Annotated in this window: 21 protein-coding genes and 1 pseudogene; 17 read left to right on the forward strand and 5 right to left on the reverse strand. The window is 57.5% G+C overall.

All coding sequences use genetic code 11. The annotated features are described in order from the left end of the window. Positions 1 to 16: 16 nt before the first annotated feature. From AC2FD9_RS09995 to AC2FD9_RS10010, 4 genes are read right to left on the reverse strand one after another with little or no spacing between them, the layout of a single operon-like run. Positions 17 to 805, reverse strand: a complete 789-nt coding sequence (locus tag AC2FD9_RS09995; RefSeq protein ID WP_496836629.1) for a heme ABC transporter ATP-binding protein — start codon at positions 803 to 805, stop codon at positions 17 to 19. Positions 806 to 808: 3 nt separating this feature from the next. Further along, complete coding sequence (locus AC2FD9_RS10000; protein ID WP_496836631.1) at positions 809 to 1,885, reverse strand: FecCD family ABC transporter permease; 1,077 nt, start codon at positions 1,883 to 1,885, stop codon at positions 809 to 811. After that, positions 1,882 to 2,757, reverse strand: a complete 876-nt coding sequence (locus tag AC2FD9_RS10005) for a heme/hemin ABC transporter substrate-binding protein (protein ID WP_496836633.1) — start codon at positions 2,755 to 2,757, stop codon at positions 1,882 to 1,884. Before AC2FD9_RS10005 ends, AC2FD9_RS10000 begins: the two co-directional genes overlap by 4 nt. Continuing rightward, positions 2,757 to 3,812: a hemin-degrading factor gene (locus AC2FD9_RS10010; protein WP_496836855.1), complete on the reverse strand. Its 1,056-nt coding sequence runs from the start codon at positions 3,810 to 3,812 to the stop codon at positions 2,757 to 2,759. Before AC2FD9_RS10010 ends, AC2FD9_RS10005 begins: the two co-directional genes overlap by 1 nt. A gap of 233 nt (positions 3,813 to 4,045) precedes the next feature. On the opposite strand from AC2FD9_RS10010, the gene AC2FD9_RS10015 reads away from it, so the two are divergent. Genes AC2FD9_RS10015 through AC2FD9_RS10040 form a run of 6 tightly spaced genes read left to right on the forward strand, consistent with a single transcriptional unit; the run spans position 4,046 to position 8,778 of the window. After that, positions 4,046 to 6,076, forward strand: a complete 2,031-nt coding sequence (locus AC2FD9_RS10015) for a TonB-dependent receptor domain-containing protein (RefSeq protein ID WP_496836634.1) — start codon at positions 4,046 to 4,048, stop codon at positions 6,074 to 6,076. 20 nt (positions 6,077 to 6,096) lie between these two features. Then, entirely contained in the window at positions 6,097 to 6,543 is a 447-nt protein-coding gene (locus tag AC2FD9_RS10020) for a hypothetical protein (protein ID WP_496836636.1), read from the forward strand. 28 nt (positions 6,544 to 6,571) lie between these two features. Beyond that, complete coding sequence (locus tag AC2FD9_RS10025) at positions 6,572 to 7,216, forward strand: MotA/TolQ/ExbB proton channel family protein (RefSeq protein WP_496836637.1); 645 nt, start codon at positions 6,572 to 6,574, stop codon at positions 7,214 to 7,216. Further along, on the forward strand, positions 7,206 to 7,577 hold the full coding sequence (locus tag AC2FD9_RS10030) for a biopolymer transporter ExbD (RefSeq protein WP_496754547.1): 372 nt from the start codon (positions 7,206 to 7,208) through the stop codon (positions 7,575 to 7,577). Before AC2FD9_RS10025 ends, AC2FD9_RS10030 begins: the two co-directional genes overlap by 11 nt. Next, positions 7,574 to 7,969, forward strand: coding sequence for an ExbD/TolR family protein (locus AC2FD9_RS10035; protein WP_496836639.1), 396 nt, complete (start codon positions 7,574 to 7,576; stop codon positions 7,967 to 7,969). The genes AC2FD9_RS10030 and AC2FD9_RS10035 overlap by 4 nt, the downstream gene beginning before the upstream one ends. Beyond that, the gene (locus AC2FD9_RS10040) at positions 7,966 to 8,778 is read left to right on the forward strand and encodes an energy transducer TonB (RefSeq protein WP_496836641.1); all 813 of its coding nucleotides are present in this window, start codon (positions 7,966 to 7,968) and stop codon (positions 8,776 to 8,778) included. The genes AC2FD9_RS10035 and AC2FD9_RS10040 overlap by 4 nt, the downstream gene beginning before the upstream one ends. 20 nt (positions 8,779 to 8,798) lie before the next feature. Here AC2FD9_RS10040 and AC2FD9_RS10045 read toward each other — a convergent pair whose 3' ends face one another. Then, the gene (locus tag AC2FD9_RS10045; RefSeq protein WP_496836643.1) at positions 8,799 to 9,581 is read right to left on the reverse strand and encodes a FadR/GntR family transcriptional regulator; all 783 of its coding nucleotides are present in this window, start codon (positions 9,579 to 9,581) and stop codon (positions 8,799 to 8,801) included. Between the two features lie 350 nt (positions 9,582 to 9,931). Here AC2FD9_RS10045 and AC2FD9_RS10050 point away from each other — a divergent pair, with 350 nt between their 5' ends. From AC2FD9_RS10050 to dusA, 11 genes and pseudogenes are all read left to right on the forward strand, one after another. Beyond that, positions 9,932 to 10,981, forward strand: coding sequence for a TRAP transporter substrate-binding protein (locus AC2FD9_RS10050; protein ID WP_472724062.1), 1,050 nt, complete (start codon positions 9,932 to 9,934; stop codon positions 10,979 to 10,981). Between the two features lie 114 nt (positions 10,982 to 11,095). Next, positions 11,096 to 13,159 (forward strand): TRAP transporter large permease subunit, encoded by a 2,064-nt coding sequence (locus AC2FD9_RS10055; protein ID WP_496836645.1) that lies wholly within the window; start codon positions 11,096 to 11,098, stop codon positions 13,157 to 13,159. Positions 13,160 to 13,171: 12 nt separating this feature from the next. Continuing rightward, entirely contained in the window at positions 13,172 to 14,359 is a 1,188-nt protein-coding gene (locus AC2FD9_RS10060) for an alpha-hydroxy acid oxidase (RefSeq protein WP_496836647.1), read from the forward strand. After that, positions 14,356 to 16,053 carry a D-lactate dehydrogenase gene (dld, locus tag AC2FD9_RS10065; protein WP_496836649.1) on the forward strand — a complete coding sequence of 566 codons (1,698 nt, stop codon included), beginning with the start codon at positions 14,356 to 14,358 and terminating at the stop codon, positions 16,051 to 16,053. Before AC2FD9_RS10060 ends, dld begins: the two co-directional genes overlap by 4 nt. A gap of 235 nt (positions 16,054 to 16,288) precedes the next feature. Next, complete coding sequence (gene phbB / locus AC2FD9_RS10070) at positions 16,289 to 17,011, forward strand: acetoacetyl-CoA reductase (protein WP_496836651.1); 723 nt, start codon at positions 16,289 to 16,291, stop codon at positions 17,009 to 17,011. A 38-nt stretch (positions 17,012 to 17,049) separates the two neighbouring features. Beyond that, positions 17,050 to 19,704: a pyruvate dehydrogenase (acetyl-transferring), homodimeric type gene (aceE, locus tag AC2FD9_RS10075; RefSeq protein ID WP_496836653.1), complete on the forward strand. Its 2,655-nt coding sequence runs from the start codon at positions 17,050 to 17,052 to the stop codon at positions 19,702 to 19,704. A 27-nt stretch (positions 19,705 to 19,731) separates the two neighbouring features. Continuing rightward, positions 19,732 to 20,979 (forward strand): dihydrolipoyllysine-residue acetyltransferase, encoded by a 1,248-nt coding sequence (aceF, locus tag AC2FD9_RS10080; RefSeq protein WP_496836654.1) that lies wholly within the window; start codon positions 19,732 to 19,734, stop codon positions 20,977 to 20,979. 11 nt (positions 20,980 to 20,990) lie between these two features. Next, complete coding sequence (lpdA, locus tag AC2FD9_RS10085) at positions 20,991 to 22,721, forward strand: dihydrolipoyl dehydrogenase (protein WP_496836655.1); 1,731 nt, start codon at positions 20,991 to 20,993, stop codon at positions 22,719 to 22,721. A gap of 10 nt (positions 22,722 to 22,731) precedes the next feature. Next, a pseudogene (locus AC2FD9_RS10090) lies at positions 22,732 to 23,001 on the forward strand (Re/Si-specific NAD(P)(+) transhydrogenase subunit alpha); the annotation flags it as partial. A gap of 458 nt (positions 23,002 to 23,459) precedes the next feature. After that, positions 23,460 to 23,906, forward strand: a complete 447-nt coding sequence (locus AC2FD9_RS10095; RefSeq protein ID WP_496836657.1) for a phasin family protein — start codon at positions 23,460 to 23,462, stop codon at positions 23,904 to 23,906. Positions 23,907 to 24,092: 186 nt separating this feature from the next. Continuing rightward, on the forward strand, positions 24,093 to 25,130 hold the full coding sequence (gene dusA / locus AC2FD9_RS10100; RefSeq protein ID WP_496836659.1) for a tRNA dihydrouridine(20/20a) synthase DusA: 1,038 nt from the start codon (positions 24,093 to 24,095) through the stop codon (positions 25,128 to 25,130). The last annotated feature ends 5 nt before the right edge of the window (positions 25,131 to 25,135 follow it).

Below are 25,135 nucleotides of genomic sequence, written 5' to 3' on the forward strand. Positions count from 1 at the left end.
GCCCTAAGTGTGCCCTTTACGCGGTTAAGGCCTGTCGCATGGCCTGCGGCAGGATGAACGGAACCTGAGCATTGGGCAGGGTGCTGATAGGCAGGTCTATACCATAGACCTGCAGCATCGTCTGGTCGTTCAGGATCGCAGTTGGTGTGCCCGATCCCCAAACAGATCCTTCCGACATGACATACACATAATCGGCAAACAGCGCCGTCAGGTTCAAGTCGTGCATCACCACAACAACGCCGCCGCCTTGTGTGGCGAAGTTTCTTGCAACACCCAACACAGTGAACTGATGTGCGATGTCCAGGCTTGCAACGGGTTCGTCCAGCAACAGCCATCTGGGCTGATCGTGGTATGTCGCGTCCCAGACTTGGGTCAGAACGCGGGCAAGCTGCACTCGTTGTTGCTCACCACCCGAAAGGTTCTGGTAAGACCGGTGCTCAAACCCAGCGAGGTCGACATGAGCCAGCGCGCGGGAAGGCAGGCTGTCATCCGCTGCAGCTAGCCCGTTTGCAAGGCCCAGTCGGACGATCTCGAGCACAGTGAAGGGAAAGGCAACGGTTGACGATTGCGGTAGAACCCCGCGCATTGCAGCCAGTTGCCAAGGCTTCAGCTCGGAAATGCTGTGCCCGTTCAGAGAAATCTCTCCACAAGATTCAAGTTCGCCTGATAAGGCTTTGAGTAACGTAGATTTTCCCGAGCCATTCGGGCCGATGATGGCTGTGACTTTTCCGGGTTCTGCGTCAAAGTCCACGCCGTGCAGAATCTCTTTACGGCCGAGTTTGACGTGTATGTTTTCGCCCTTCATCACTTACATTCCCATTGTTCCGTGACGCCGCAGCAGAATCCACAGGAAGACCGGTGCGCCTAAGATTGCAGTTACGATGCCAATCGGCAGTTCGGCCGGTGCCACGATCAGGCGACTGATCATGTCGGCACACAGCAGTAAGCTAGCCCCTAACAGGGCCGAGTTCATCAACAGGCGGTGGTGGTCCGGTCCGGTCGCCAACCGCAGCAGATGCGGCACAACGATACCGATGAAACCAATGCCGCCGGATACGGCAACGGCGGCTCCGGTCGCGCCGGCCACGGCCAGAATGGCGATGTTCTTGCTGCGCTGAACGGGGATTCCCATGTGGTGCGCCACGGCTTCGCCCATCGCCATGCCGTTCAGCGCACCGGCAAGGAACTGGGCCGTGAACACGGAAATCAAGATGATCGGAGCGGCCGTGGCTGCTTTGGTCCATGTTGCGCCGGCCAGCGAGCCCATGCCCCAGAACGTCAGGTCGCGCAGCTGTTGGTCATCGGCCATGTAGACCAGAACCCCGGACACAGCGCCCGACAGCGCACCCAACGCGATCCCTGCCAACAGCATGGTTGCAACCGATGTCTGCCCGCCTCGTGTTGAAACGCGATAGAGCAGCAAGACGGACGTCCACCCGCCCAGAAATGCCGCCACGGCGACCAAGCTATTACCGACCCAGGCCAGAATGGAGGCGGGCAGGTACGCACCGAGGATGATCGCGGAAATCGCGCCCAGACCGGCACCTGCGCTGACGCCCACAATTCCGGGGTCAGCCAAAGGGTTGCGAAAAAGGCCCTGCATCACCACGCCGGAAACCGCCAAAGCGGCGCCGACAAGAACTCCCATCGCCAGCCGGGGCAGTCGGATATCCCACAGGACGATCCGGTCGAGGTCCGAAATGTCCCGCCCTGCAATCAGGTCTGCGAATGCTGCACGAACGGATGCGTCCGACGCGCCGACCGAGATGCTGCAGATGCTGGTGAAAACCAACAGCGCCATAAGGGCCAGAGTGACCCGGCGCGCCGTCACTCGTCGGTCGTGGGCAGCCACGTTGAGCCCATCGTGATCCATTGCAAGGGTCATGAGCCGTTGATTCTCTGCAATTCCGCCGACAGATCAGCAATCGCCTCGGCCGTTCGGGGGCCAAAGCCCAGCAGATAGGCACCCTGCATGCGGATCAGACGTTTTTTCTGTCCAGCGGGCGTCAGCTTGATGGCTGGCATGGCAAACAGGTCTTCATTGGCGGTGATGTGGTTGCCTTGTCGATCCATCATCAGAATCACGTCCGGCGCGGTTGTGGCGATCGCTTCGGGTGTCATGGGTTTAAAACCCGATACGTTGCCAGCCGCGTTCACGCCGCCAGCCAGACGAATGATACTGTGTGCCTGTGTGTCCGCGCCGCCAACCATGATGCGATTATCCTGAGCCGACAGGACAAACAGAACCCGGGGTGTGCCGCCCACCGATGCATCAACTGCATTCGAATGGGCCCCGTCAATCTTGGCACCGGTCTGATTGGCAAGTTCTTCGGCGGTATCTTCGACACCCAGGGCGGCCCCGACAGCCCGGATTTTTTCCACCACGCCGTCGCGTGAATAGTCTTCACTGATCGAGACGAAGGGCACACCGGCCTCTCTGAGAACCTCGACAGCCTCCGGTGGTCCGGACCCTTCTAAAGCCACGATCAGGTCGGGTTTCACCGACAAGACCCCTTCGGGGGACAGCGCACGAATATAGCCGACATCGGGCAGGTCCAGCACATCAACCGGGTAGGTCGAGGTCCGGTCCCGCCCAACAAGGCGGTCCTGCTGACCCAGGGCATAGACGATCTCTGTCACGGAACTGCCGATGGCGATGATGCGGTTGGGTTCTGGCTCATCTGCTGCGAAGGCCGCTGTTCCGATCACCGCGCCGACTAGCGCGACGACCGATGAAAACCTGCAAAGGGGGCTCATCACGCCACCTCGGTTTCTTTTTTGGATTGCAGGCCTGCCACCAGTTGGTCCCAGGCCGGGCGGTGATCGTTTTCGCCTGAACGGCGACCAAATATCTGCAGAATAAGACCACCTCCGGCATCGAACGCCTCAACTGAAACGGCGGGTCCGCGTTGGGTGGGTTTGGTCACGGCCCAAACCTCGGCAATATGGTCTGAGCGCAGGTGCAAATTGAAGCGCGGATCAAGCACGTTGAACCACGGACCCATCTGTTTAAGCGTCTCAACCGACCCACCGTGAATTTCGATGCACCCACGGTTGCCGACGAAGACCATGATCTCAAGCCCTTGGTCCCGGACCTGTTCGAACATCTGGGAAACCGTTGCCGGTTCAAGCGCGCGAACCAGCGGTTCACCAGCGACGCGGTAGGCGCCCAATCGGTTCATCTTCAGCTTTGAGGTTAGGCGCAGGAACTGGTGTGTATCCGTCATCTTGGCCCATTCCGTTCGCAGAAGTTCGACCTTGTCGGTGTTCACCTTGGCGGCCTCGGTTGGCTTTCGCGGCTCGACACTCAGCGTCTGGGATTGGTCATCTGCCTGCAATTTCCTGACAAGTTCGTCCCAGTGGTTCAGGTCAGAGCCATCACGCAGAAAGATCTTGTGCACCGCATCCCCAGCGGCATCAAAAACTTGAAGGGATCGCTTTGTCCCCTTGTCCGTTTCACGTTCGATGGCAAAGGCGTGGACCCAATGGCCGGGGAACATGCGCAGGTCAATCTCTTCGGTCAGAACCATCGAAGCATGCGCACCGGAGTGGTAGTTGTCGTATTGCCCGACCTTTTCAATGACGCAAGAGAGGTTGCGCGTCAGCGCCATGACCTCACCCAGCCCGTTGAGCATCGGGAAGATGTCATCAAGGCTTGCCGAAAGCCGCGTTACGTCGATACCCGCAAACGCCGCAACGAGTTGACCTTCGGTTATTCCAAGTGATTCCGCTAAGTCGCGGTCACGTTTTCCGGTGTTTTCAACATAGGCCGCACGAATTTGATCCGGGGCCAGAAGCACCTGTTCCGTCATGGGTTTTTCCATCTTCGATTGTCATGGGTGTCGGGCTGGCACGGCCACCGTTGAACGCGGTGTACTGCTGGCGGCGGTCGTAAGAACGACCAGGAATTTATGTTGACTGTTTTAGTCAACTTTATTAACGAGCACAAGTCGCCAAAAAAGGCGATTCCAAAAATCATAAAAGACTGACCAAGCCAGCGCGGAGCAAGCATTTCCGGTCCTCTTAAAATTTCGAAGGGACAGAAATGCGTTCGCGTATTCAAAAGATGGGGTTGCTTGGTACGGTGTCGTGCCTGAGCATGGTAGCGGCTGGTGCTTCGGCGCAGGAACAGGATGAAGGCTTCCTGGGCACGCTGGAACTGGGTGAAAGCAAACGGGAAATCCAAACGGATACCGCCGTGCCGGTCACCAATATCGATCAGGAAGAGATCAACGACCGTCAGGCCAACACCGTCGCAGAACTGATTGACACGGTGCCCGGTGTGACGCTGGTCAATGGCTCGACACCGCAAGGGTCAGGGATCAATATCCGTGGGTTCGGTGCCAACGGCACCTTTGGGACCGACCAGAAAGTGCTGATCCTTGTCGATGGGGCTACAACCGGCGCGGAGGAGTTGTATCGGATCGGCAATCAGTTGTTCACTGATCCGCAGCTATATAAAAGCGTCTCAGTCATTCGCGGCACTGTGGGGTCGTTCGAATACGGTTCGGGTGTCGTAGGCGGCGTGGTTCAGTTGGAAACCAAAGACGCGTCAGATTTCACCGGTGGTGAGCCGGGCTTCCGGTTCCGCCAAACGCTGGAAGGGTATTCCAACGGGAACGGCTTTGCCTCGTCGTCCATCCTGGCCTGGCAGCCAAACCGCCAGACCGAATTCCTGTTCAACTACACCTATCGTGATCAGGACGATCAGAAGGACGGCAATGGCGATTCGATCGGTAACAGTGCCTTCACGCTGCCGTCGCTGTTGGCCAAGGGAAAGTACAGCTTTGGCGACAATCTCGAGCATTCGATCACCGCGTCCTATAATCAGTCGACGTCACAAGAACGCGATGTTCCGTATGACTCGTTCGGCACGACGTCGGATTCGTTCGGGAACGTAGACCGCGACATCGAAACAAAAATTGGCATTCTGCGGTATCAATATCGTCCGGCGGGCAACGATTTAATCGATCTGGACGTGAACCTCAGCTACTCGGAGCAGGAGATTGACAGCACTTACGTGCCCGGCTCCTCAAGCCTGGAAGGAACGCCATTCTTCCCAAGCATTCGTGGGCTGGCCGACGCAACCCATAACTACGAAACCACGAAGCTGACGATCAAGAACACGTCGTACTTCCAAACCGGCGTCGCCGCGCACGACCTGCGCGCGGGGATCGAGTTCATCAATCGCGAGCGTCTGGACGCGCCCTCGGCCCCCGGTGGCACCGATCGCCGTGTCGCACTGTTTGCGGTGGATGATATCCAGATCGGCGATCAGCTGACCATCACTCCGGCGATCCGGTACGAGACGCAGGACATCAAAGGCGACGGTGATGCACCGGCTCCGCGCAATGAAAGCTATGACAACAACGCACTGATGGGCGGTTTGTCTGCACGGTACGAGTTTGCCAGCGGTTTTGCCGTGTTCGGCAGCGGTGCGTATACGGAAAACCTGCCAATCATCGACGATCTGGGCACGCCCGCATACATGACGCAGCCCGAAAAATCGCGCACATGGGAAGCAGGGTTCTCGTACAACAGGGGCGATGTTTTTGCAGCGGGCGACGTAGTTCGTGCCAAGGTCAATTTCTATAAGACAGATCTTTGGGACATCACGTCTTATGTATCGGGCAGTCCTTCCCGCCCGCTGCAGGAAGTTGAAACCAAGGGCGTTGAAATCGAGGCATCTTATGCCAGCGCGGCTGGATACTATGTCGACTTCAACGCAAACATCGTCAAAGGGACTGAAACCAGCTCGCTTGGCGTGGATTCACCATGGCGGAACGAACCGACAGACTCAGCGCGGGTAACAGTCGGCAAACGCTTTGGCGAAACTCTGGACGTCAGCTGGGAGCTGTTCGGCGCCAAATCCGGCACCGACTCAAGCGGAGATCCGGTTGCTGGCTACGGCGTGAACACCCTGCGCGCGACCTATCTGCCGCAAGAAGGCGCGTTTCAGGGTTTCGAAGTTCGTGCAGGCGTCGAGAACATCTTTGACAAGAACTACCTGCCGAACCTTTCGACCCGTAACTCACCGGGCCGGAACTTCAAGCTGACCCTGGCCAAAACCTTCTGATCCATACGAAAGGACCAGTCATGCAGACAACAATCAAAAGAAATGCTCGGGTGGTCCTGCTGGCCCTGCTCCCAATTTTGGGGGCAGGGATTGCCAGCGCAGAGGAAACGCAAAAGCCCAGCGGCGTATCAATCGAACTCAGCAGTGCCGAGACAAAGGGCGAAAGCTGTTTGCTGAGTTTTGTCGCTGAAAATACCTATGGCATCGATATCGATGGCGCGGTTTATGAGACCGTTCTTTTCGGCGCAGAAGGTCAGGTGGCCCTTCTGACACTACTTGATTTTGCCGAATTGCCTGCGAGCAAGCCCCGTGTGCGGCAGTTCCAGTTCAACGACATGGCTTGCGATCAGATCAGCCGAATACTGATCAACGGCGTGCAGGAATGCGTGACACAATCTGACATGGCCGACGCCTGCATGTCCGGGCTTACACTCACAAGTCGCCTTGAAACGGAAGTAATCGGGTGAGGTTATGGACGCAGTTATAAGAAAAGTAATGGAAATTCTGGAATTGGGCGGGCCGGTTGTTGCCATCCTGATCGTGACCTCAATCGCAACACTTTCGTTGGTTCTTTACAAGCTGTGGCAGTTTCGCGTCGCAGGTGTCGGTCGTCATATTGAGCTTTCGCGCGCCATTCAGGCCTGGGATCGCAGAGATCTTGCCGAGACAACGGCGCATCTGGGCAATAGCCGCAGCTACTTGGTGCCGGTGATCGCGATGGCTTTGTCTGGAGAGGATCGCACCTTGTCAGAACGTACCGACGCCGAGGCCGAAGCGCGGTTTGCCCAACTTGAGCAAGGGTTCAACGTCTTGGATATGGTCGCCCAACTTGCGCCGCTTCTGGGGCTTTTCGGGACCGTATTAGGCATGATCGAGGCGTTCCAAACTCTACAGGGCGCGGGCAATTCTGTTGATCCGTCGCTGCTGGCCGGTGGTATTTGGGTGGCCCTGTTGACGACCGCTGCCGGCCTTGCAGTCGCTATGCCGACATCAATGGTCCTGACGTGGTTCGAGGCGCGCATGAACCGTGAGCGTACCTTTGCCAACCGCGCTTTGAGAACTGTGTTTGCACCGGGCTATGCTGAGGACGCGCCGATGGCTGATCAAACCCCGCAACAGGTTTTCGCCCATGGCACTTAACGTCCGCAGAAGACGGCGCAGGCGCTTGTCGATGACGTCCTTGATTGACGTCATCTTTCTGCTGTTGCTGTTCTTCATGCTGACGTCGACGTTCTCCAAATATGGCGAAGTCGAATTTGCCACTGCCGCTGCCGGAGGAGCGGAAACTGACCGGGTAATCCGCTTTGTCAAACTTGAGGCCGACCGTATTTTGGTTGATGGCACGCTTGCCGCGTTCGAAGACATGGCCATGGTGATGGCGACCGATAAGCCTCAGACCGCGTTGATCAGTCTTGGACAGAGTGCGACTTCGCAACAGCTGATTGATTTGCTTTCGGTGCTGAAAGGCATCGACCATTTGCGCGCACAGGTGATCGGATGATTCAACTCAAACGCAAGACAAAACAGGGTCGAGAGCCAACGATCGCACTGATCAATGTCGTCTTTCTGATGCTCATCTTTTTCATGATCGCAGGCACGCTTGCACCGCCGCTGAGTAAATCGGTGAAGCTGGTGGAAACCAGTGATCTGGACGGTCGTGAGCCACCCGACGCGTTAGTCATTCGTAGCGATGGTTCACTGGAATACCGGGGCGCCGAACTGACTGGCGTTGAGGCGTATGTGGAACGCGCGTCGATCAACCTGCCGCTGGATGATGTTCGCGTCGTGCCGGACCGGGCTTTACCTGCTGTTCGGCTGAAGGAGGTCAGTGATGCCTTGCGCGCGCTGGGTGCAAAAAGGGTGTACGTGGTCACAGAAAGGGGTTTGCAATGATACCCAGATCCCGTGGCGTTGCTACTGCGGCCTTGGCACTGGCTGCAGCCACCCATGTTCTTGCCCTGCATGACTTTTCCGCAGGTGAACCGGTGCTTGTCGAAGGTGGCGGGTCGGGCGAGGTTGCTGCGCTGGGGGATGCCTTCAAGGACTATGTAACGGGGGCTACTGCCTCGGCACCCGCTACTGCACATCAACCGACCGTCGCACCGACACAGCAACAAACTGCGGTCAGCCCAACCTCTCAGGCCCGGGCGTCAGTTCCCGGGGCGATCAAGCATACTGTCGCCGACACCAAAGCCGCCGTCGCGGTGACCCATCGACAAGCATCCGCCGAAGCGCAAGAAGCAGCGCCGTCAGAGACGGAGGCCGTCGCGAAAACCCCAGCCGTGAAACCGGCGGACCCGACCAAACAAAAGGTCGATCAGGTTGCGTCGCAGGTAGGAAATTCTGAAAAGAGCGCCAGAAAAGGCAATGCATCGGGAAAAACCAGCAAAGGCGCTGCGACGGCCAAAAAGACAAGTTCCATAGCGGCCGGGCAGGGTAACGCCGAGGCCAGTAATTACAGAGGGCACGTAATGCGCAAGATCACCCGTGCCCGTCGTAAGAACGTCAATATTCGTGGTGCGGTGTTGGTGAGTTTTCGGATTGGCGACAATGGGGCGCTTGTAAGTGTCACCGTCAAGCGCAGCTCGGGGTCGAAACGACTGGATCAGGTGGCACTTGCGCAAGTACGCGCGGCAGCGCCGTTTCAGCCACCACCTGCCGCAGCCCGTCGTGATTACATGATTGAGATCGTTGGAAAGTAAGAACGACTTGCGCTGCCCGATCAGAGTTTTGAATCAGACAGAAGGCGGCGCTTTTCGGCCATTGCCTCACGGCGGCGTCTTTCAATGCCAAGCTTGAAGGACTCTTCTACAAAGTCGATGTGGTCATACGCAGCCTTTTCCGCGCGTGCTTCGTTGCCTGCGATGACCGCCATTCCAAGTTCGCGATGCTGCTCCATCAGCAGCTTGCCCGTGCCGTCGATGGTCTTCAGAAAATCACGATTGTAGAACACGCCTTGCCGTGTGAGCTCATAGATCGAAGCCATCATGTGGATGAGCGTCGCGTTTTGGCTGGCGTCCACAATTGCGGCGTGCAGTGCAAAATCAGCTTCACGCGAGGCCAATGCATCCTTCTCGCGCCAGGCGCGTTCATCCTCGGCCAAGATATTCGTGATCCGTTCCTTATCCGCTTTGGTCGCCCGCCGCGCGGCGAGCTTAGCGGCAAAGCCTTCCTGTTCGCGCCTGTATTCGAGATAGTCAAAAAAAGCGGGCTCATGGCGTTCGTAAAGCGCCAACAGGGCGGGGAGCATGGCGCTGCCTGTCAACGCAGCTACGAAAGTGCCTTCACCATGCTGTGTCGTCACCAGGCCCCGCTCTTCAAGAACCGCCAGCGCCTCACGTAGTTTGGGGCGAGATACGCGAAGGGTTTCCGCCAGATCGCGTTCTGATGGCAGTTTGCGACCCTGCTTGAGGATGCCCGAAGCAATCAGGTCTTCAATCTGAGCCACCACTGCATCCGAGAGTGATTCGTGCCCGATTGGTTCGAAAATCGCTGTCGTGTTCATCGTGGTTTACCCTTCTGAAGAAGATTCAGAACCCATTTGGTAAATAAAAGTAACCTTTGAGTGTGTGTTTTTCAATGCCTGATTTCATGGGGTAACCTCTCGGAAAATTTAGAGCGCAACTGGTTACCAGTAAACAAAAAAGTCCGAAACACTTGCTTAGGCATCGTTGGCGGCGGCCCTCTTAAGTTTAGGCGATCTGGGTCATTTCTAGGCAAATGGCAATCGAGCCATTGGTAAATAAAGTTGTTGACTGAAATGTTTGGTCAACTTTATTTACCAGTGTGGCGCAGGAAGATCTCGCGTCACAAATTCATCGGACGCCAAGTCCGACCGACCCTGGAGGAGATTTCATGAAAAAGACCCTGACGAGCCTTGCCGTGGCTGCCAGCCTGATGGCGGCACCTGCGGTTGCTGCTGACAAACTGCTGCTGAAAACCCCGATTGCTTTCTCGACCGAGCTTCCAGGGTTGGGTTCCCCGATCCCTCGTGTTGCCGAGCAGCTTGACCTGATGTCTGGCGGTACGCTGAAGATGAAGGTTTACGAGCCGGGCAAATTGGTCCCGCCGTTCGAAATTCTGGATGCCGTATCGACTGGCAAGATTAACTCGGGCTACACCACCGCTGGTTACTGGGCGGGTAAAATCCCGGCTGCGCCGCTGTTCTCGGCGGTTCCGTTTGGCCCTGAGGCGGGCGAATACATGGCGTGGCTGTATTACGGCAACGGAATGTCGCTGTACCAAGAGATGTATGATCAGGCGGGATACAACGTTCATGTAATCCCCTGCGCGGTTATCGCCCCTGAAACGTCGGGCTGGTTCGCGACCGAGATCAACACCCCTGAAGATCTGAGTGGCCTCAAGATGCGCTTCTTCGGTCTGGGTGGAAAAGTCATGCAAAAACTGGGCGTGGCGACCTCGCTGCTGCCGGGTGGTGAAATCTTCCCCGCGCTGGAAAAAGGTGCCATCGACGCAACTGAATTTTCGATGCCTGCCATCGACGCGCGTCTGGGCTTTCACAAACTGGTCAAGTTCAACTATTTCCCCGGTTGGCACCAGCAGGCGACCGTGTTCGAGCTGATGATCAACAAGGACGTCTGGAACGAGACCAGCGAGCAGCACAAGGCGATCATCGAAAACGCTTGTAAGGCATCGATGGCCGACAGTTTTGCCGAAGGTGAGGCCATCCAGCACGCGGCCCTGATCGACAACGTTGAAAACAACGGCGTCACCATCAAGCAGTGGTCGCCCGAGATGCTGGATACATTCCGTGCCACCTGGGATGAGGTTGCTGCCGAAGAGGCCGCCAACGATGCCTTCTTTGCCAAGGTTCTGTCCGACATGAACGAGTTCCGCGACGGCTATGTCCTGTGGAAAACCAACGCGTTCCTCCCCCGTCAGTAACCCGACTTGCTGACGCGTCCGGGGCAGGGGCAACTCTGCCTCGGACATTATCAGGATTTCAAACCTGCATTCCCTTGACCGCGCTAGCGCCGGTCAACTGAGCGAGGATTACCCATGGCCACGCAAAAGAACCTCAATGATCCGGTCGAAGCCTATGAAGGCATCCTGGAGCACCCCGAAACTGACCGCCAAAAAATCGCCGTTGCTATTGATACTGGTGTAAAAACCGTCGGGCATGTGGTGATGTGGGCCAATGTCCTTTTGATGGCCGCGATCTTCAGCCAGGTTTCACTGCGCTATCTGTTCAGCCAAAACTATCCCAAACTGGACGAGATCCAGTGGCACTTTTACGGCATCGTCACGATGATCGGCATTTCCTATGCCTTGATCACGGACAGCCATGTTCGCGTCGATGTCCTGCACATGCAACTGTCCCGTCGCGCGCAACGTGTGATCGAAGTGATCGGCATTCTGACTCTGCTGACCCCGTTCATCTATCTGATGATCGATCAAGGGTATGATTACTTCTACGAAAGCTTCCGCGTCAGCGAGCGCTCGGACAGCCCCACAGGTCTGCCTGCGCGCTGGGCCTTCAAGGCGGTCATTCCGATCAGTTTTGTTCTGCTGGGCTTGGCCGCGCTGGCGCGATTGATCCATGACGGGCATGCGCTGATGTACGGGCCCGCCTCGGAGCGCGAGGGCGCACCCCTGCGCCGAATCCTTCTGGTGCTGGTCGTATTTGCCGCGGTTTGTATTGGCCTGACCTTCCTGGTTGAAACGACTGAGGAAAAGCTGGTCATCGCAATGTTCCTGACGTTCATTGCGTTGCTTTTCACCGGGTATCCGGTGGCTTGGGTTCTGGCCGGTGTCGGCGTTGCCTATTGTGGGCTGGCCTATCTGTTCGACAACGATCTGATGCTGTGGACAGGGTTGGAAAGCACCTTTACGGGGCTCGACTATCTGACCTTGGGCGCTGTGGTGAACCGGGTCTACGCGACCATGTCCAACGCGGTTCTGGTTGCGCTGCCGATGTTCATCTTTATGGGCCTGATGCTGGACGAAAGCGGCGTGGCCGAGCGTCTGATGTCCTCGATGCAGCGCCTATTTGGTACGGTGCGCGGCGGTTTGGCGATCACGGTCACGCTGATCGGGATCATCCTTGCCGCCTCGACTGGTATCATCGGTGCATCCGTGGTTCTGCTAGGTGTGCTGTCGCTGCCGTCAATGATGCAGCAAAAGTACCAACCCACGCTGGCGGCTGGAGTGGTTTCAGCCTCTGGCACGCTGGGCATCCTGATCCCTCCGTCGATCATGCTGGTGATCATGGCTGACCAGATGGCATTGTCGGTAGGCGATCTGTTCATGGCCGCGGTCTTTCCGGGTGTCATCATCGGTGGCCTCTACCTGACTTACATCTTTATCCTCGCCTTGGTGAAACGCGATGCGGCACCAGTGCCCGAGGGTGCAAAAGCCCCCGATTGGGCCGCCGTCAAGGACGTGCTGTTTGCCGTCATCCCAACCCTGTTGCTGATCCTTGCGGTACTGGGTTCGATCTTTGCCGGGCTGACGACGCCAACCGAGGCTTCGGGCATCGGTGCACTGGGTGCAACACTGCTTGCGCTGGGCTATCGCAAGCTGACATTCGCCAAACTGTGGAATGTGCTGGTATCGACCTTCAACACGACCGCCTACATCTTCGCGATCTTCCTGGGCGCGACCGTGTTTTCGTATGTCCTACGAGAACTGGGCGGAGATGAGTTGATCGAACACGTGGTGCAGTCCACCGGCTTTGGTGCGAACGGCACGATCCTCTTCATCCTGTTCATCGTCTTCCTGCTGGGTTTTGTGCTGGACTGGATCGAGATCACGCTGATCGTGCTGCCCCTGATGCGCCCCATCGTAAATGGGCTGGGCATCGACATCCCAGGTTTCGGTGTTCTGGATGAACCAGCCTTGGTGTGGTTCGTCATTCTGGTGGCAGTGACGCTGCAGACCAGCTTCCTGACGCCGCCTGTGGGGTTCGCCTTGTTCTATCTCAAGGGCGTCTGCCCGCCAGAGATAAAGCTGACGCATATCTACAAGGGCATCATCCCCTTTGTGCTGCTGCAATTGACCGGACTGGCTCTTGTCTTCTTGTGGCCCACACTTGCCACCTGGTTGCCATCCGTCGCCTATTAAGGAGGAAGAGTCATGCGTCTGAAGGATTGTCATAACTTTCAGGACTTCCGCAGATTGGCCAAGCGCCGCCTACCGGGGCCGATCTTTGACTACATTGATGGCGGCGCGGATGATGAGGTGACTTACCGCGAAAACACACGGACGTTTGATCGGTGTGATCTGCTGCCATCGGTCCTGCGTGGGGTGACGGACGTGGACATGTCGGTCACCGTGATGGGGCAAAAGCTGGATATGCCGATTTATTGCTCGCCGACGGCTTTGCAGCGCCTGTTCCACCATCAAGGGGAACGTGCTGTGGCTGCGGCCGCCGAGAAATATGGCACCATGTTCGGTGTGTCGTCGCTGGGCACCGTGTCCATGGAAGAATTACGCGAGAAGCATAAGAACCCGCAGGTCTATCAGTTCTACTTCCACAAGGATCGCGGCCTGAACTCTGCCATGATGCAGCGCGCCAAAGAGGCTGGCGTCGAGGTCATGATGCTGACCGTCGACAGCATCACCGGCGGCAATCGCGAACGTGACCTGCGCACAGGCTTTTCAATCCCGTTTCGCCTTACTTTGGGTGGCATGATCCAGTTTGCGATCAAGCCGATGTGGGGCATCAACTATGTCACGCATGAAAGGTTCCGCCTGCCGCAATTGGACGAACATGTGGATATGGGCGGCGGCGCCAGTTCGATCGGTGGCTACTTCACTGACATGTTGGACCCGTCGATGGACTGGGATGATGTGGCCGAGATGGTGCGTGAGTGGGATGGCCAGTTCTGCCTCAAAGGTATCATGACAGTCGAGGACGCACGCCGTGCGGCTGAGATCGGGTGTACCGGCATCATCCTGTCGAACCACGGTGGTCGCCAGTTGGACGGCTCGCGTACGCCGTTTGATCAGTTGGCCGAGATTGTTGATGCCGTCGGCGACAAGCTGGACGTGATGATGGACAGCGGAATTCAGCGCGGAACCCATGTGCTCAAGGCGTTGTCTTTGGGTGCCAAGGCGGTCGGGGTAGGGCGGCACTATCTGTATCCATTGGCTGCCGCTGGTCAGCCGGGCGTCGAACGGGCGTTGGGATTGATGCGGGCCGAGATCGAGCGCGACATGAAGCTGATGGGCGTAACGCGGCTCGACCAACTGTCGCGCACTAACCTGCGCTTCCGGGACACAGCGACCAGTCCTGGCGATGCACATCGGAACGCGGCATGATCAACGAAGCCCTCATAACCAAATTTCGCGCCATCGTCGGCGCCCGTAATGTGCTAAAAGGCGAACGCGCGACCGAGCGGTTCCGCCGCGGGTTCAGATCGGGTGAGGGCAAAGCACTCTGCGTCGTTCGACCCGGTGCTTTGCTGGAACTGTGGCACGTTCTGCAGGCCTGCGTCGCCGCCGACAAGATCGTCATCATGCAGGCGTCCAATACTGGCCTGACCGAAGGGTCTACACCCAAAGGCGGTTACGACCGTGACGTTGTGCTGATTAATGTCAGTCGGATGAAAGCCCTGCACCTTTTGCAAGACGGTCAGCAGGTTCTAAGCCTGCCGGGCGCGTCTCTGTTTGAGTTGGAGAAGCAGCTAAGGCCACTGGGGCGAACACCGCATTCGGTAATCGGGTCCTCCAGCATTGGGGCCTCGATCGTGGGTGGGGTTTGCAACAATTCCGGCGGTTCCTTGTGCGAGCGCGGACCCAGTTATACAGAGCTTGCCCTTTTCGCCCAGATCGCCGCGGATGGGACGCTGAAACTGGTGAACCATCTGGGGCTGGATTTGGGCGACACTCCAGAGGAAATCCTGACCCGTGTTGAAGCCGGGGATTTCGACAAGGATGCCCCGACACCTCAGGGTCGCAATGCGTCGGACCCGGATTACACTGCGATCCTGCGCGATGTCGATGCGGACACGCCCTCGCGTTACAACAATGACGAACGGCTGTTGTACGAAGTGTCCGGCTGTGCGGGCAAACTGGCGGTATTCGCAGTGCGGCTTGATACCTTCCCGACCTATGAGCGTGAGCAGGTCTTCTACATCGGTACAAACCACCCTGCTGACCTTACCGACCTACGTCGCCACATCCTGACGCATTTCAAAACACTGCCAGTTTCAGCCGAATACGTTCATCGAGAGTGTTTCGACATCGCAGCGAAATACGGTAAGGACACTCTGGTAATGATCGACAAGCTGGGGACCGACCGGCTGCCGATGTTCTTTGCTATGAAGGGCGCGGTGGACTCGCGTCTGAACAAGTTTTCGTTGACCCGGGGTTTCACCGACAAGTTCATGCAGGTTGTTGCAAAGCTTTGGCCCGAGCATCTGCCGGAGTTCCTGTATGAGTATCGTGACAGTTATGAACACCACCTCATCTTGAAAATGCATGACAGCGGTATCGAAGAGGCGGCGGCGTTTCTGCCCGAATTCTTTGGTTCCCGCGGCGCTGAATTTGTCACCTGCACCCCGCGTGACGCCAAGATCGCCGGGTTGCATCGATTTGCTGCTGCGGGTGCCGCCGTGCGGTATGGCCATGTTCATTCCGACGAAGTCGAAGAGATACTGGCGCTGGATATCGCGCTGCGTCGTAATGATCGTGACTGGTTCGAAACGTTGCCGCCTGAGATCAACGATCAGTTGGTTGGCAAAGTCTATTACGGCCACTTGATGTGCCACGTGATGCACCAGGATTACATCGTCAAAAAGGGATGCGATCCAAGGGCGATCAAGACTGCGATGCTTCGGATACTTGATGAGCGCGGGGCCGAATATCCGGCCGAGCACAATGTCGGCCACCTCTACAAGGCCAAGCCGGATCTGGCGGCGCATTACAGGCGCTGCGATCCAACCAATTCCTTTAACCCCGGGATTGGTAAAATGTCGAAGTTCCGGGATTACGTTGGTGACAAGCCCCGGTGACCGCGGTCGCAATCGCGTGCCGTCCTTTGCGTGTTGACCGTGAGTGGTTGCGTAAACACTCCGATAACTCTTTGTAAGGGAATAATTTTAAGGTTAAAATTTCAAGTAGTTTAATATTAAACCTTTCCTGAAACGCATAGCTGTTATTCCGCTCAGGCCTATCCGGTGGTAAAAAATTACGCTACGTAACACTGCAAGTTAGGTCAAAGTCACTGACTAATTGGAGGGATTAGAGATGACACGAACTGCACTTGTAACCGGTGGTAGCCGGGGTATCGGCGAAGCGATTTCCAGAAAGTTGAAAGCTGAAGGATATACTATTGCCGCGACCTATGCCGGCAATGACGAAAAGGCGGCTGCTTTCACCGCCGAGACCGGCATCAAAACCTATAAATGGAATGTCGCAGATTACGAAGCCTCGGCCGCTGGGATCGCGCAGGTCGAGGCCGAGATTGGATCGATCGATATTGTGGTCGCCAACGCCGGGATTACCCGCGACGCGCCGTTCCACAAGATGACGCCCCAGCAGTGGAAAGATGTCATAGACACCAACCTGACCGGCGTTTTCAACACCATCCACCCAATCTGGCCCGGTATGCGCGAGCGTAAGTTCGGCCGTGTCATTGTCATCAGTTCTATCAACGGCCAGAAAGGCCAGTTTGCGCAAGCCAACTATGCCGCCACCAAGGCAGGTGATCTGGGAATCGTCAAATCTCTGGCACAGGAAGGCGCGCGCGCAGGCATTACCGCAAACGCTATCTGCCCCGGTTATATCGCCACTGAGATGGTCATGGCCGTGCCTGAAAAGGTCCGCGAGGCCATTATCGGCCAAATCCCGGCGGGACGGCTGGGCGAACCCGAGGAAATCGCCCGCTGTGTGGCCTTCTTGGCCTCGGATGACGCCGGGTTTGTCAACGGCTCAACGATTTCTGTCAACGGCGCACAATTCTTCGTCTGACACTCCTCGGGACACAGTTTGAGAAAGGAACCTGCCCAATGAACGACCTCGAACCCGATATCGACCCGGTAGAAAGTCAGGAATGGCAGGACGCCATCGAAGATGTGATTGAACGCGATGGCGCGAACCGTGCGCATTTCCTGTTGGACAAGGCCGTACAAAAAGCCCGCGCTGCCGGGGCGACGCTGCCGTTTTCCGCAACGACGCCGTATCAGAACACCATTCCCGTTGACGATCAATACGCGTTTCCCGGCGATCCTGAGATGGAGTGGCGGATCCGTACGATCAACCGCTGGAACGCCATGGCAACCGTGGTTCGGCGCAACAAAGTCAGCAGCGAGTATGGCGGCCACATTGCCTCCTTCGCATCATCTGCCGTTATGTATGACGTGGGCCTGAACCACTTCTGGCGATCGAAATCGGCGATCCACGGCGGGGATCTGGTGTTCTTTCAGGGCCACGTGATCCCCGGCATCTATGCCCGGTCCTTCATGGAAGGGCGCATCACTGAAGAGCAGCTGGAAAACTTCCGCTCCGAGGTCGAAGGCGGCGGGTTGTCCAGCTATCCGCACCCGTGGTTGATGCCGGATTACTGGCAGTTCCCGACAGTCTCGATGGGCTTGGGTCCACTGATGGCGATCTATCAGGCGCGGTTCATGAAATACATGCACAACCGGGGTCATATCGACATGGCCGACCGTAAAGTGTGGTGCTTCCTCGGCGATGGCGAGATGGACGAACCCGAAAGCCGGGGTGCAATTGACCTGGCCGTGCGAGAAGGCCTGGATAACCTGATCTTCGTGATCAACTGCAACCTGCAACGGCTCGATGGTCCGGTTCGCGGCAACGGCAAGATCGTGCAAGAACTTGAGGGCGACTTCCGCGGTGCGGGCTGGAACGTAATCAAGCTGCTTTGGGGTAAGGGCTGGGATCAACTGCTGGAAAAAGATACGAGCGGGCGGTTGCGTCAGTTGATGGATGAAACCGTCGATGGCGACTACCAAACGTTCAAGTCGAAAGACGGCGCTTATATCCGCGAACATTTCTTTGGGAAATACCCGGAAACCGCTGCTTTGGTCGAAGACTGGACCGACGATCAGATCTGGGCATTGCGCCGGGGCGGACATGACCCAGAAAAAGTCTATACCGCATTCAAGCGCGCGACCGAGAACGAGGGCACGCCGACCTGCCTGCTGGTGAAAACCGTCAAGGGCTACGGCATGGGCTCGGCCGGTGAGGGGCAGAACACCACCCACCAGCAAAAGAAACTGGCCGAAGATCAGTTGCGTGCGTTCCGTGATCGGTTCCAGATCCCGGTCAGTGACGAAGACCTGCCCAACGCGCCGTTTGTGTCGTTGAACAACGCACAAAAGGCTTACCTGGCCGATCGACGCAAGGCTTTGGGCGGTGAGTTCCCCAAACGCGACAGCAGCGCTCCGGCGTTGGAGATCCCCGAACTTTCCAAGTTCGAAGCTCAACTAAAGGGCACCGGTGATCGCGAGATCTCGACGACGATGGCCTTTGTCCGCATCCTGACCACGCTGTTGCGTGACAAGGGAATGGGCAAGAACGTGGTGCCGATCGTGCCGGACGAAAGCCGGACCTTTGGGATGGAGGGGCTGTTCCGCTCGGTCGGGATCTACAACCCCTCGGGTCAGAACTATACCCCTGAAGATGCTGATCAGATGATGTTCTACAAGGAAACGACCAACGGTCAGGTCCTGCAGGAAGGCATCAACGAGGCTGGCGCCATGGCCGATTGGATTGCGGCAGCGACTGCGTATTCCAATCACGGCGTCCCGATGATCCCGTTCTTCATCTACTATTCGATGTTTGGCTTCCAGCGCATCGGTGATCTGGCCTGGGCGGCTGGTGATAGTCGTGCGCGGGGCTTCATGCTGGGCGGTACGGCCGGTCGGACGACGCTGAACGGTGAAGGTCTTCAACACGAGGATGGCCACAGCCACATTCTTGCGGGCACTATCCCGAACTGCATCACCTACGATCCGACCTTCAGCTATGAAGTCGCAGTGATCATCCAGAATGGTCTGCAGCGCATGTATGGCGATCAGGAAGATATCTATTTCTACCTGACCCTGATGAACGAAAACTATACGCACCCCGATATGCCGATGGGCGCGGAAGAGGGGATCATCAAGGGGCTGTATCGGTTTCAGGAAACCAAGAAGCCAGGCAAGAAGCACGTCAACCTGATGGGCTCGGGCACCATTCTTGTGCAGGCGATGAAAGCAGCGGAATTGCTGAAGAAAGATTTCGGCGTGACGTCTGATATCTGGTCGGCCACCTCCTTCAACGAATTGGCCCGTGACGGACAGGATGCGGCCCGCGCCAATCGTCTGGACCCGCTGGCAGAGGAACGCGTGCCTTACGTGACCGAACAGCTTTCAAAGGCCAAAGGTCCGATCATTGCAGCCACTGACTATATGAAGAACTACGCCGAGCAGATCCGCGCCTTTGTGCCGGGCCGCTATTCGGTGCTGGGCACGGATGGCTATGGCCGTTCGGACAGCCGGGTGAACTTGCGCCGGTTCTTCGAGGTCGATGCCAATCATATCGCGGCGGCGGCAATGGTCGATCTGTATCGCGAAGGTGCGGTGACCAAGGCCGAGCTCGAGAAGGCGCTCAAGACATATGAAATCGACGGCGACAAGCCGAACCCCCGGTTGGTTTAAACCCACGGGGCACGAGGAGACATAGACATGGCAATCGAAGTAACTGTCCCGGATATCGGGGATTTTGCGGATGTTCCGGTGATCGGCATCCTGGTCTCGGTCGGTGATACCGTCGCTGCCGAGGACCCCCTGATCGAATTGGAAAGCGACAAGGCCACGATGGAGGTTCCGTCCCCCGCCGCGGGTGTCATCAAGGAAATCAAAGTGTCCGAGGGCGACAACGTATCCGAGGGGGCGCTGATCCTGCTGCTGGAAGGCGAGGGGGCACCTACCGCCCCGGCTGAGACCGCGCCCACCGTCGCACCGGCACCTGCGGCTGCCCCCGCACCAGCCACCCCGGCGGCGCCGGTGATGGATCAAGGGTTCGGCAAGGCCCATGCCTCGCCATCGGTGCGCGCCTTTGCCCGTCAGCTGGACATTGATCTGTCCAAGGTCAACGGCTCGGGCCGCAAGGGTCGTATCCTGCGCGAGGACGTCACCAAGTTCCTCAAATCCACGACTGCGGCCGCTCCGGCTGCTGCAGGTGCATCGGGTGGCATGGGTATCCCGCCGATCCCGGTTGTCGATTTCTCAAAGTTCGGCCCGGTCGAAGACGTGGAAATGCCTCGGATCAAAAAGCTGTCTGGCCCTGCGTTGCATCGGTCATGGCTCAATATCCCACATGTCACCCACAATGATGAGGCCGACATCACCGACCTGGACAAATACCGCAAGGAAATGGACACGATGGCCAAGGAAGAAGGCTATCGCGTCACATTGCTGAGCTTTGTGGTCAAGGCCTCGGTCAATGCGCTGAAACAGCATTGGGAGTTCAACTCGTCGATCCACCCGGATGGCGACAAGCTGATCCGCAAATCCTACTACAATATCGGCTTTGCGGCGGATACGCCGAACGGTCTGGTTGTTCCGGTCATTAAAGATGCGGATCGTAAGGGCATTGTCGAGATCTCCAAGGATCTGATGGAGCTGTCGGGCAAGGCGCGTGCAGGTGAGCTGAAATCGAACGACATGCAGGGCGCGACGTTCACGATCTCGTCGCTGGGCGGTATCGGTGGCACCCATTTCACTCCGATCGTCAACGCGCCCGAGGTGGCCATTCTGGGCCTGACCCGGTCGAAGATGGCTCCGGTCTGGAATGGCGAAGAATTCGTGCCGCGCCTGATGCAACCCATGTCGCTCAGCTATGACCACCGTGCCGTTGATGGCGCCTTGGCTGCCCGCTTTTGCGTCACGCTCAAGACGCTGTTGGGTGACATGCGCAAGTTGATGTGGTGAGGAGAGATCAGATGGACGTCAAAGTACCCGATATCGGTGATTTCTCCGATGTGCCCGTGCTCAGCATTCTTGTCTCGGTTGGTGACACCGTCGCCGCCGAAGACCCGCTGATCGAACTGGAATCCGACAAGGCCACGATGGAGGTTCCGTCCCCCGCCGATGGCAAGGTCGTCTCGATTGCCGTTGCCGAAGGTGACAATGTCTCGGAAGGCGCGCTGATCCTGACTTTGGAAGCCGCCGAAGGCGCAACACCAAAGGCCGCGCCAGCAGAAGCACCCGAGACACCGCAGGCTGTGGACGCCACCGGCACTGCAGCCGGGCAGGGCAACGTACATGCCGAAGTGGTTGTGCTGGGTTCGGGCCCCGGTGGCTACACCGCAGCCTTCCGCGCCGCAGATCTGGGCAAAAAGGTTGTAATGATCGAGCGCAATCCGACGCTGGGCGGTGTCTGCCTGAACGTGGGCTGTATCCCTTCGAAGGCGTTGTTGCACGTGGCAAAGGTCATCACCGAGGCCGAAGAGATGGGCACACATGGTGTCAGCTTTGGCAAGCCCAAGATTGACCTGGACGAATTGCGCGCCTTCAAAGACAGCGTTGTCGGCAAACTGACCGGTGGTTTGGACGGTTTGTCCAAGGGTCGCAAGGTTCAGATCGTGCGCGGCTACGGTCGCTTCTCGGGTCCGAACATGATTGAGGTCGTGGGCGATGACGGAATGACAACGGTTTCCTTTGGCCAATGCATCATTGCGGCGGGATCCGAACCGGTTGAGCTGCCCTTTCTCCCCCATGATGACGACCGCGTGATCGACTCGACCGGTGCGCTGGAACTGGCGGATGTCCCAAAGCGAATGCTGGTTCTGGGCGGTGGCATCATCGGTCTGGAAATGGCTTGCGTTTATGACGCGCTGGGCTCGGACATCACCGTGGTCGAGTTGATGGATCAGATTATCCCTGGTGCGGACAAGGATATCGTTAAACCTCTGATGACCCGCATCAAGGGCCGGTATGAGAACATTTTCCTAAAGACCAAGGTCACAGCGATTGAACCGTTGAAAAAGGGCCTCAAGGTCACGTTCGAGGATGACAAGGGCGACAGCTTCACCGACACATTTGATAAGGTTCTGGTGGCTGTGGGACGCAAGCCCAACGGCAAGCTGATCGACGCCGAAAGGGCCGGGGTCGCGGTGGATGAGCATGGGTTTATTGCCGTGGACAACCAATTGCGCACCGGCGTGCCGCATATCTTCGCCATCGGTGATCTAGTCGGCCAGCCGATGCTGGCGCACAAGGCCGTGCACGAAGGCAAAGTTGCAGCCGAGGTTGCCGCCGGTCACAAGCGGTTCTTCGACGCGAAACTGATCCCTTCGGTCGCCTATACCGACCCGGAAGTGGCTTGGTGTGGCCTGACTGAGACCGACGCCAAGGCCAAGGGGATCAAGGTCGAAAAAGGCGTGTTCCCGTGGGCCGCGTCGGGCAAATCTCTGTCCAATGGCCGATCCGAAGGCATCACCAAGCTGCTGTTCGATCCACAGGATCAGCGCATCGTGGGTGCCTGCATCGTCGGCACCAACGCCGGTGATCTGATCTCCGAGACTGCTCTGGCCATCGAAATGGGGGCGGACGCGGTCGATCTTGGTCACACGATCCACCCCCACCCGACGCTGAGCGAGACAGTGAACTTCGCGGCCGAGATGTTCGAGGGCACGATCACCGATCTCATCCCGCCCAAGAAACGCAGCTAGGATCATGGCGATGAAGATAGGCACACCGAGAGAGACTTATGACGGTGAGAACCGTGTTGGGATGATGCCTGAGTCGGCGTTGCAGCTTCAGAAGTTGGGCTATGAGTGTCTGATTGAGAAGGGTGCGGGCGTTGCGGTCGGGTTTTCTGATGCGTCGTATGAGGCTGCAGGGGGTGAGGTCGTCAAGACGGCTGCGGCTCTGTGGAAGGCGGTCGACATTGTTGCCAAGGTGCGTCAGCTAAACGAGGCCAGGGCACCGGGTGCTCGGGCATCAAAAACTCGCTGATCTTCAAAGAAAACACCCGCATGTTCTACGGCGACGCAAGGGCAAGCCTCGACAAACTCCTGCCATTGGTCGACTAAGCGGAGCGGTTTGGTCCAAGATGTCTTGTCACTTGAAAAACTCCGTACGCCTTTTGGCGTAGCGGATTGAGTTTTGGGGTCAATCTGTTCGGAATTTTGCCGAGGCTCAGCCGCCCCCGGTGGGAGGCCTGGCTGAAGAAGCGGTCGGGTAAACAGGTACCCGCGCGTGCGACCGGCGATTCGGCCCATCCTGCCCAAGCCCCGGCGCCGGGGACCTATGTGCGGGTCAAGGCAAGTATTTGATTTCAATACGTCTCGCAGAATTTTTCTGCAGCGCAGCAAGAAAAATCTTGCAATGCTGCGTTGCGGCATTCATATAGTCCTCAAGCTGATGAAAACCGGGGTGGGCTCGGTTCGGCAAAAGGATTTAGGACAATGGCAAAGACGCAAGACTTCACCGCGACCCTGAAAGACGTTATGGGCGCGTTCCCCGTTGACACCACCGCTCTGGAAGGTGCTTTCAAATCGACCGCGACGCTGAACGAAAAGCTGTCGGGTGTTGCACTGGAAGCGGCTGAAAAGTCGGCTGAGATCTCGAGCAAATGGACCAAGGACACCCTGGCCAAGCTGACCGAGATGTCGAAAGCCAAGGCAGAGCCTGCAGACTACGCCAAAGCGGCCACCGACTTCGCCAGCGCATCGGCTGAAGTTGCAGCTGAAAACATGGCGGCCTTCGCAGAGATCGCGAAAAAAGTTCAGTCCGAAACCGTTGAGCTGCTGATGGCGGCTGGCAAAGACGTAGCCGAAGACACAAACGCGGCTGTCAAAAAAGCCACCAACGACGTGACCGCAGCTGCCAAGAAAGCAACTGCTGCCAAGTAAGCAAACGCCGCGAGGCGCACCCAATCCTACCAATCGGTGCTATCGCGCAGGGCAGGTCGAAAGACCTGCCCTTTCTTTGTTGGTGGAGCGTCTTTTTAGTGCGCGTCTTGACCACAGTGCGCCCTTGGTTGCGAAACGCCGTCTGGTGCAGTAAGCCACCTATTCAGTGTACACCGAGACCCATCCATGACCGCATCGTCAAACCCTGTTTTACAGCGCCAGTCGGCTTCAACAGGCCTTGTCACCAAGGCCGCGAGGCTGTCGGTTGCACCCATGATGGATTGGACAGACCGGCATTGCCGATTTGTGCACCGACTGCTGAGCCAGCAGACACTTCTATACACGGAAATGGTAACCGCCCCGGCGTTGGTGCGAGGTGGCGCATTGCATTTGTTGGACTTCAGTTCGCAGGAACACCCCGTCGCGCTGCAATTGGGCGGTTCTGATGCAGAGGAGCTGTCGCAAGCGGCCCGGCTGTGCGCGCAAGCGGGGTATGATGAGATCAACCTGAACTGCGGCTGTCCTTCGGATCGGGTGCAATCGGGTACATTCGGGGCCGTCTTGATGAAAGATCCCGCTCGTGTTGCTGATTGCGTTGCCGCGATGCGCGACGCTGTTGATGTCGAGGTGACGGTCAAATGCCGTATTGGGGTCGATGATCAGGATCCGGAACGGGTCTTGCCTGAATTCCTGCAGGCCATTCATGCGGCCGGATGCCGACGCGTAACAATCCACGCGCGCAAAGCATGGCTGCAAGGGCTTAGCCCAAAGGAAAACAGGGATATCCCGCCTTTGGACTACGACCTTGTGCATCGGATGAAAAATGCGTTCCCGGACCTGCACGTCTCGATCAATGGCGGAATCACGTCTCTGGAACAAGCAAAGACGCAACTGGACGCCGGGCTGGACGGTGTCATGATTGGCCGCGCGGCCTATCACCAACCCACGGATATTCTGGCCCAGGCGGATGCCATGATCTTCGGCAGCGGGCAGGTAGCTGATCCGATTGATGTCGTTCACAAAATGGTGCCCTATGTCGAAAACCACCTTGCCGAGGGCGGCCGCCTGCACCAGATCACGCGTCATATGCTGGGCCTGTTTGCCGGACGTCCCGGTGCGCGTGCGTGGAGGCGGGCTTTGTCCGAGGGTGCGGTTCACGATGGGGCAGGCCCCGAGGTGATGCTGCAGGCGCTGGACAGCATCGCGCCTTTGGCAGAGGTTTGACAGCT

This window comes from Ruegeria sp. YTSC230, assembly GCF_059609665.1.

Excerpts from the sequence above, each read along its gene's own strand:
- AC2FD9_RS09995 (WP_496836629.1), bottom strand. The coding sequence starts at position 805 with ATGAAGGGCGAAAACATACACGTCAAACTCGGCCGTAAAGAGATTCTG.
- AC2FD9_RS10000 (WP_496836631.1), bottom strand. The coding sequence starts at position 1,885 with ATGACCCTTGCAATGGATCACGATGGGCTCAACGTGGCTGCCCACGAC.
- AC2FD9_RS10005 (WP_496836633.1), bottom strand. The coding sequence starts at position 2,757 with ATGAGCCCCCTTTGCAGGTTTTCATCGGTCGTCGCGCTAGTCGGCGCG.
- AC2FD9_RS10010 (WP_496836855.1), bottom strand. The coding sequence starts at position 3,812 with ATGACGGAACAGGTGCTTCTGGCCCCGGATCAAATTCGTGCGGCCTAT.
- AC2FD9_RS10015 (WP_496836634.1), top strand. The coding sequence starts at position 4,046 with ATGCGTTCGCGTATTCAAAAGATGGGGTTGCTTGGTACGGTGTCGTGC.
- AC2FD9_RS10020 (WP_496836636.1), top strand. The coding sequence starts at position 6,097 with ATGCAGACAACAATCAAAAGAAATGCTCGGGTGGTCCTGCTGGCCCTG.
- AC2FD9_RS10025 (WP_496836637.1), top strand. The coding sequence starts at position 6,572 with ATGGAAATTCTGGAATTGGGCGGGCCGGTTGTTGCCATCCTGATCGTG.
- AC2FD9_RS10030 (WP_496754547.1), top strand. The coding sequence starts at position 7,206 with ATGGCACTTAACGTCCGCAGAAGACGGCGCAGGCGCTTGTCGATGACG.
- AC2FD9_RS10035 (WP_496836639.1), top strand. The coding sequence starts at position 7,574 with ATGATTCAACTCAAACGCAAGACAAAACAGGGTCGAGAGCCAACGATC.
- AC2FD9_RS10040 (WP_496836641.1), top strand. The coding sequence starts at position 7,966 with ATGATACCCAGATCCCGTGGCGTTGCTACTGCGGCCTTGGCACTGGCT.
- AC2FD9_RS10045 (WP_496836643.1), bottom strand. The coding sequence starts at position 9,581 with ATGAACACGACAGCGATTTTCGAACCAATCGGGCACGAATCACTCTCG.
- AC2FD9_RS10050 (WP_472724062.1), top strand. The coding sequence starts at position 9,932 with ATGAAAAAGACCCTGACGAGCCTTGCCGTGGCTGCCAGCCTGATGGCG.
- AC2FD9_RS10055 (WP_496836645.1), top strand. The coding sequence starts at position 11,096 with ATGGCCACGCAAAAGAACCTCAATGATCCGGTCGAAGCCTATGAAGGC.
- AC2FD9_RS10060 (WP_496836647.1), top strand. The coding sequence starts at position 13,172 with ATGCGTCTGAAGGATTGTCATAACTTTCAGGACTTCCGCAGATTGGCC.
- dld (WP_496836649.1), top strand. The coding sequence starts at position 14,356 with ATGATCAACGAAGCCCTCATAACCAAATTTCGCGCCATCGTCGGCGCC.
- phbB (WP_496836651.1), top strand. The coding sequence starts at position 16,289 with ATGACACGAACTGCACTTGTAACCGGTGGTAGCCGGGGTATCGGCGAA.
- aceE (WP_496836653.1), top strand. The coding sequence starts at position 17,050 with ATGAACGACCTCGAACCCGATATCGACCCGGTAGAAAGTCAGGAATGG.
- aceF (WP_496836654.1), top strand. The coding sequence starts at position 19,732 with ATGGCAATCGAAGTAACTGTCCCGGATATCGGGGATTTTGCGGATGTT.
- lpdA (WP_496836655.1), top strand. The coding sequence starts at position 20,991 with ATGGACGTCAAAGTACCCGATATCGGTGATTTCTCCGATGTGCCCGTG.
- AC2FD9_RS10095 (WP_496836657.1), top strand. The coding sequence starts at position 23,460 with ATGGCAAAGACGCAAGACTTCACCGCGACCCTGAAAGACGTTATGGGC.
- dusA (WP_496836659.1), top strand. The coding sequence starts at position 24,093 with ATGACCGCATCGTCAAACCCTGTTTTACAGCGCCAGTCGGCTTCAACA.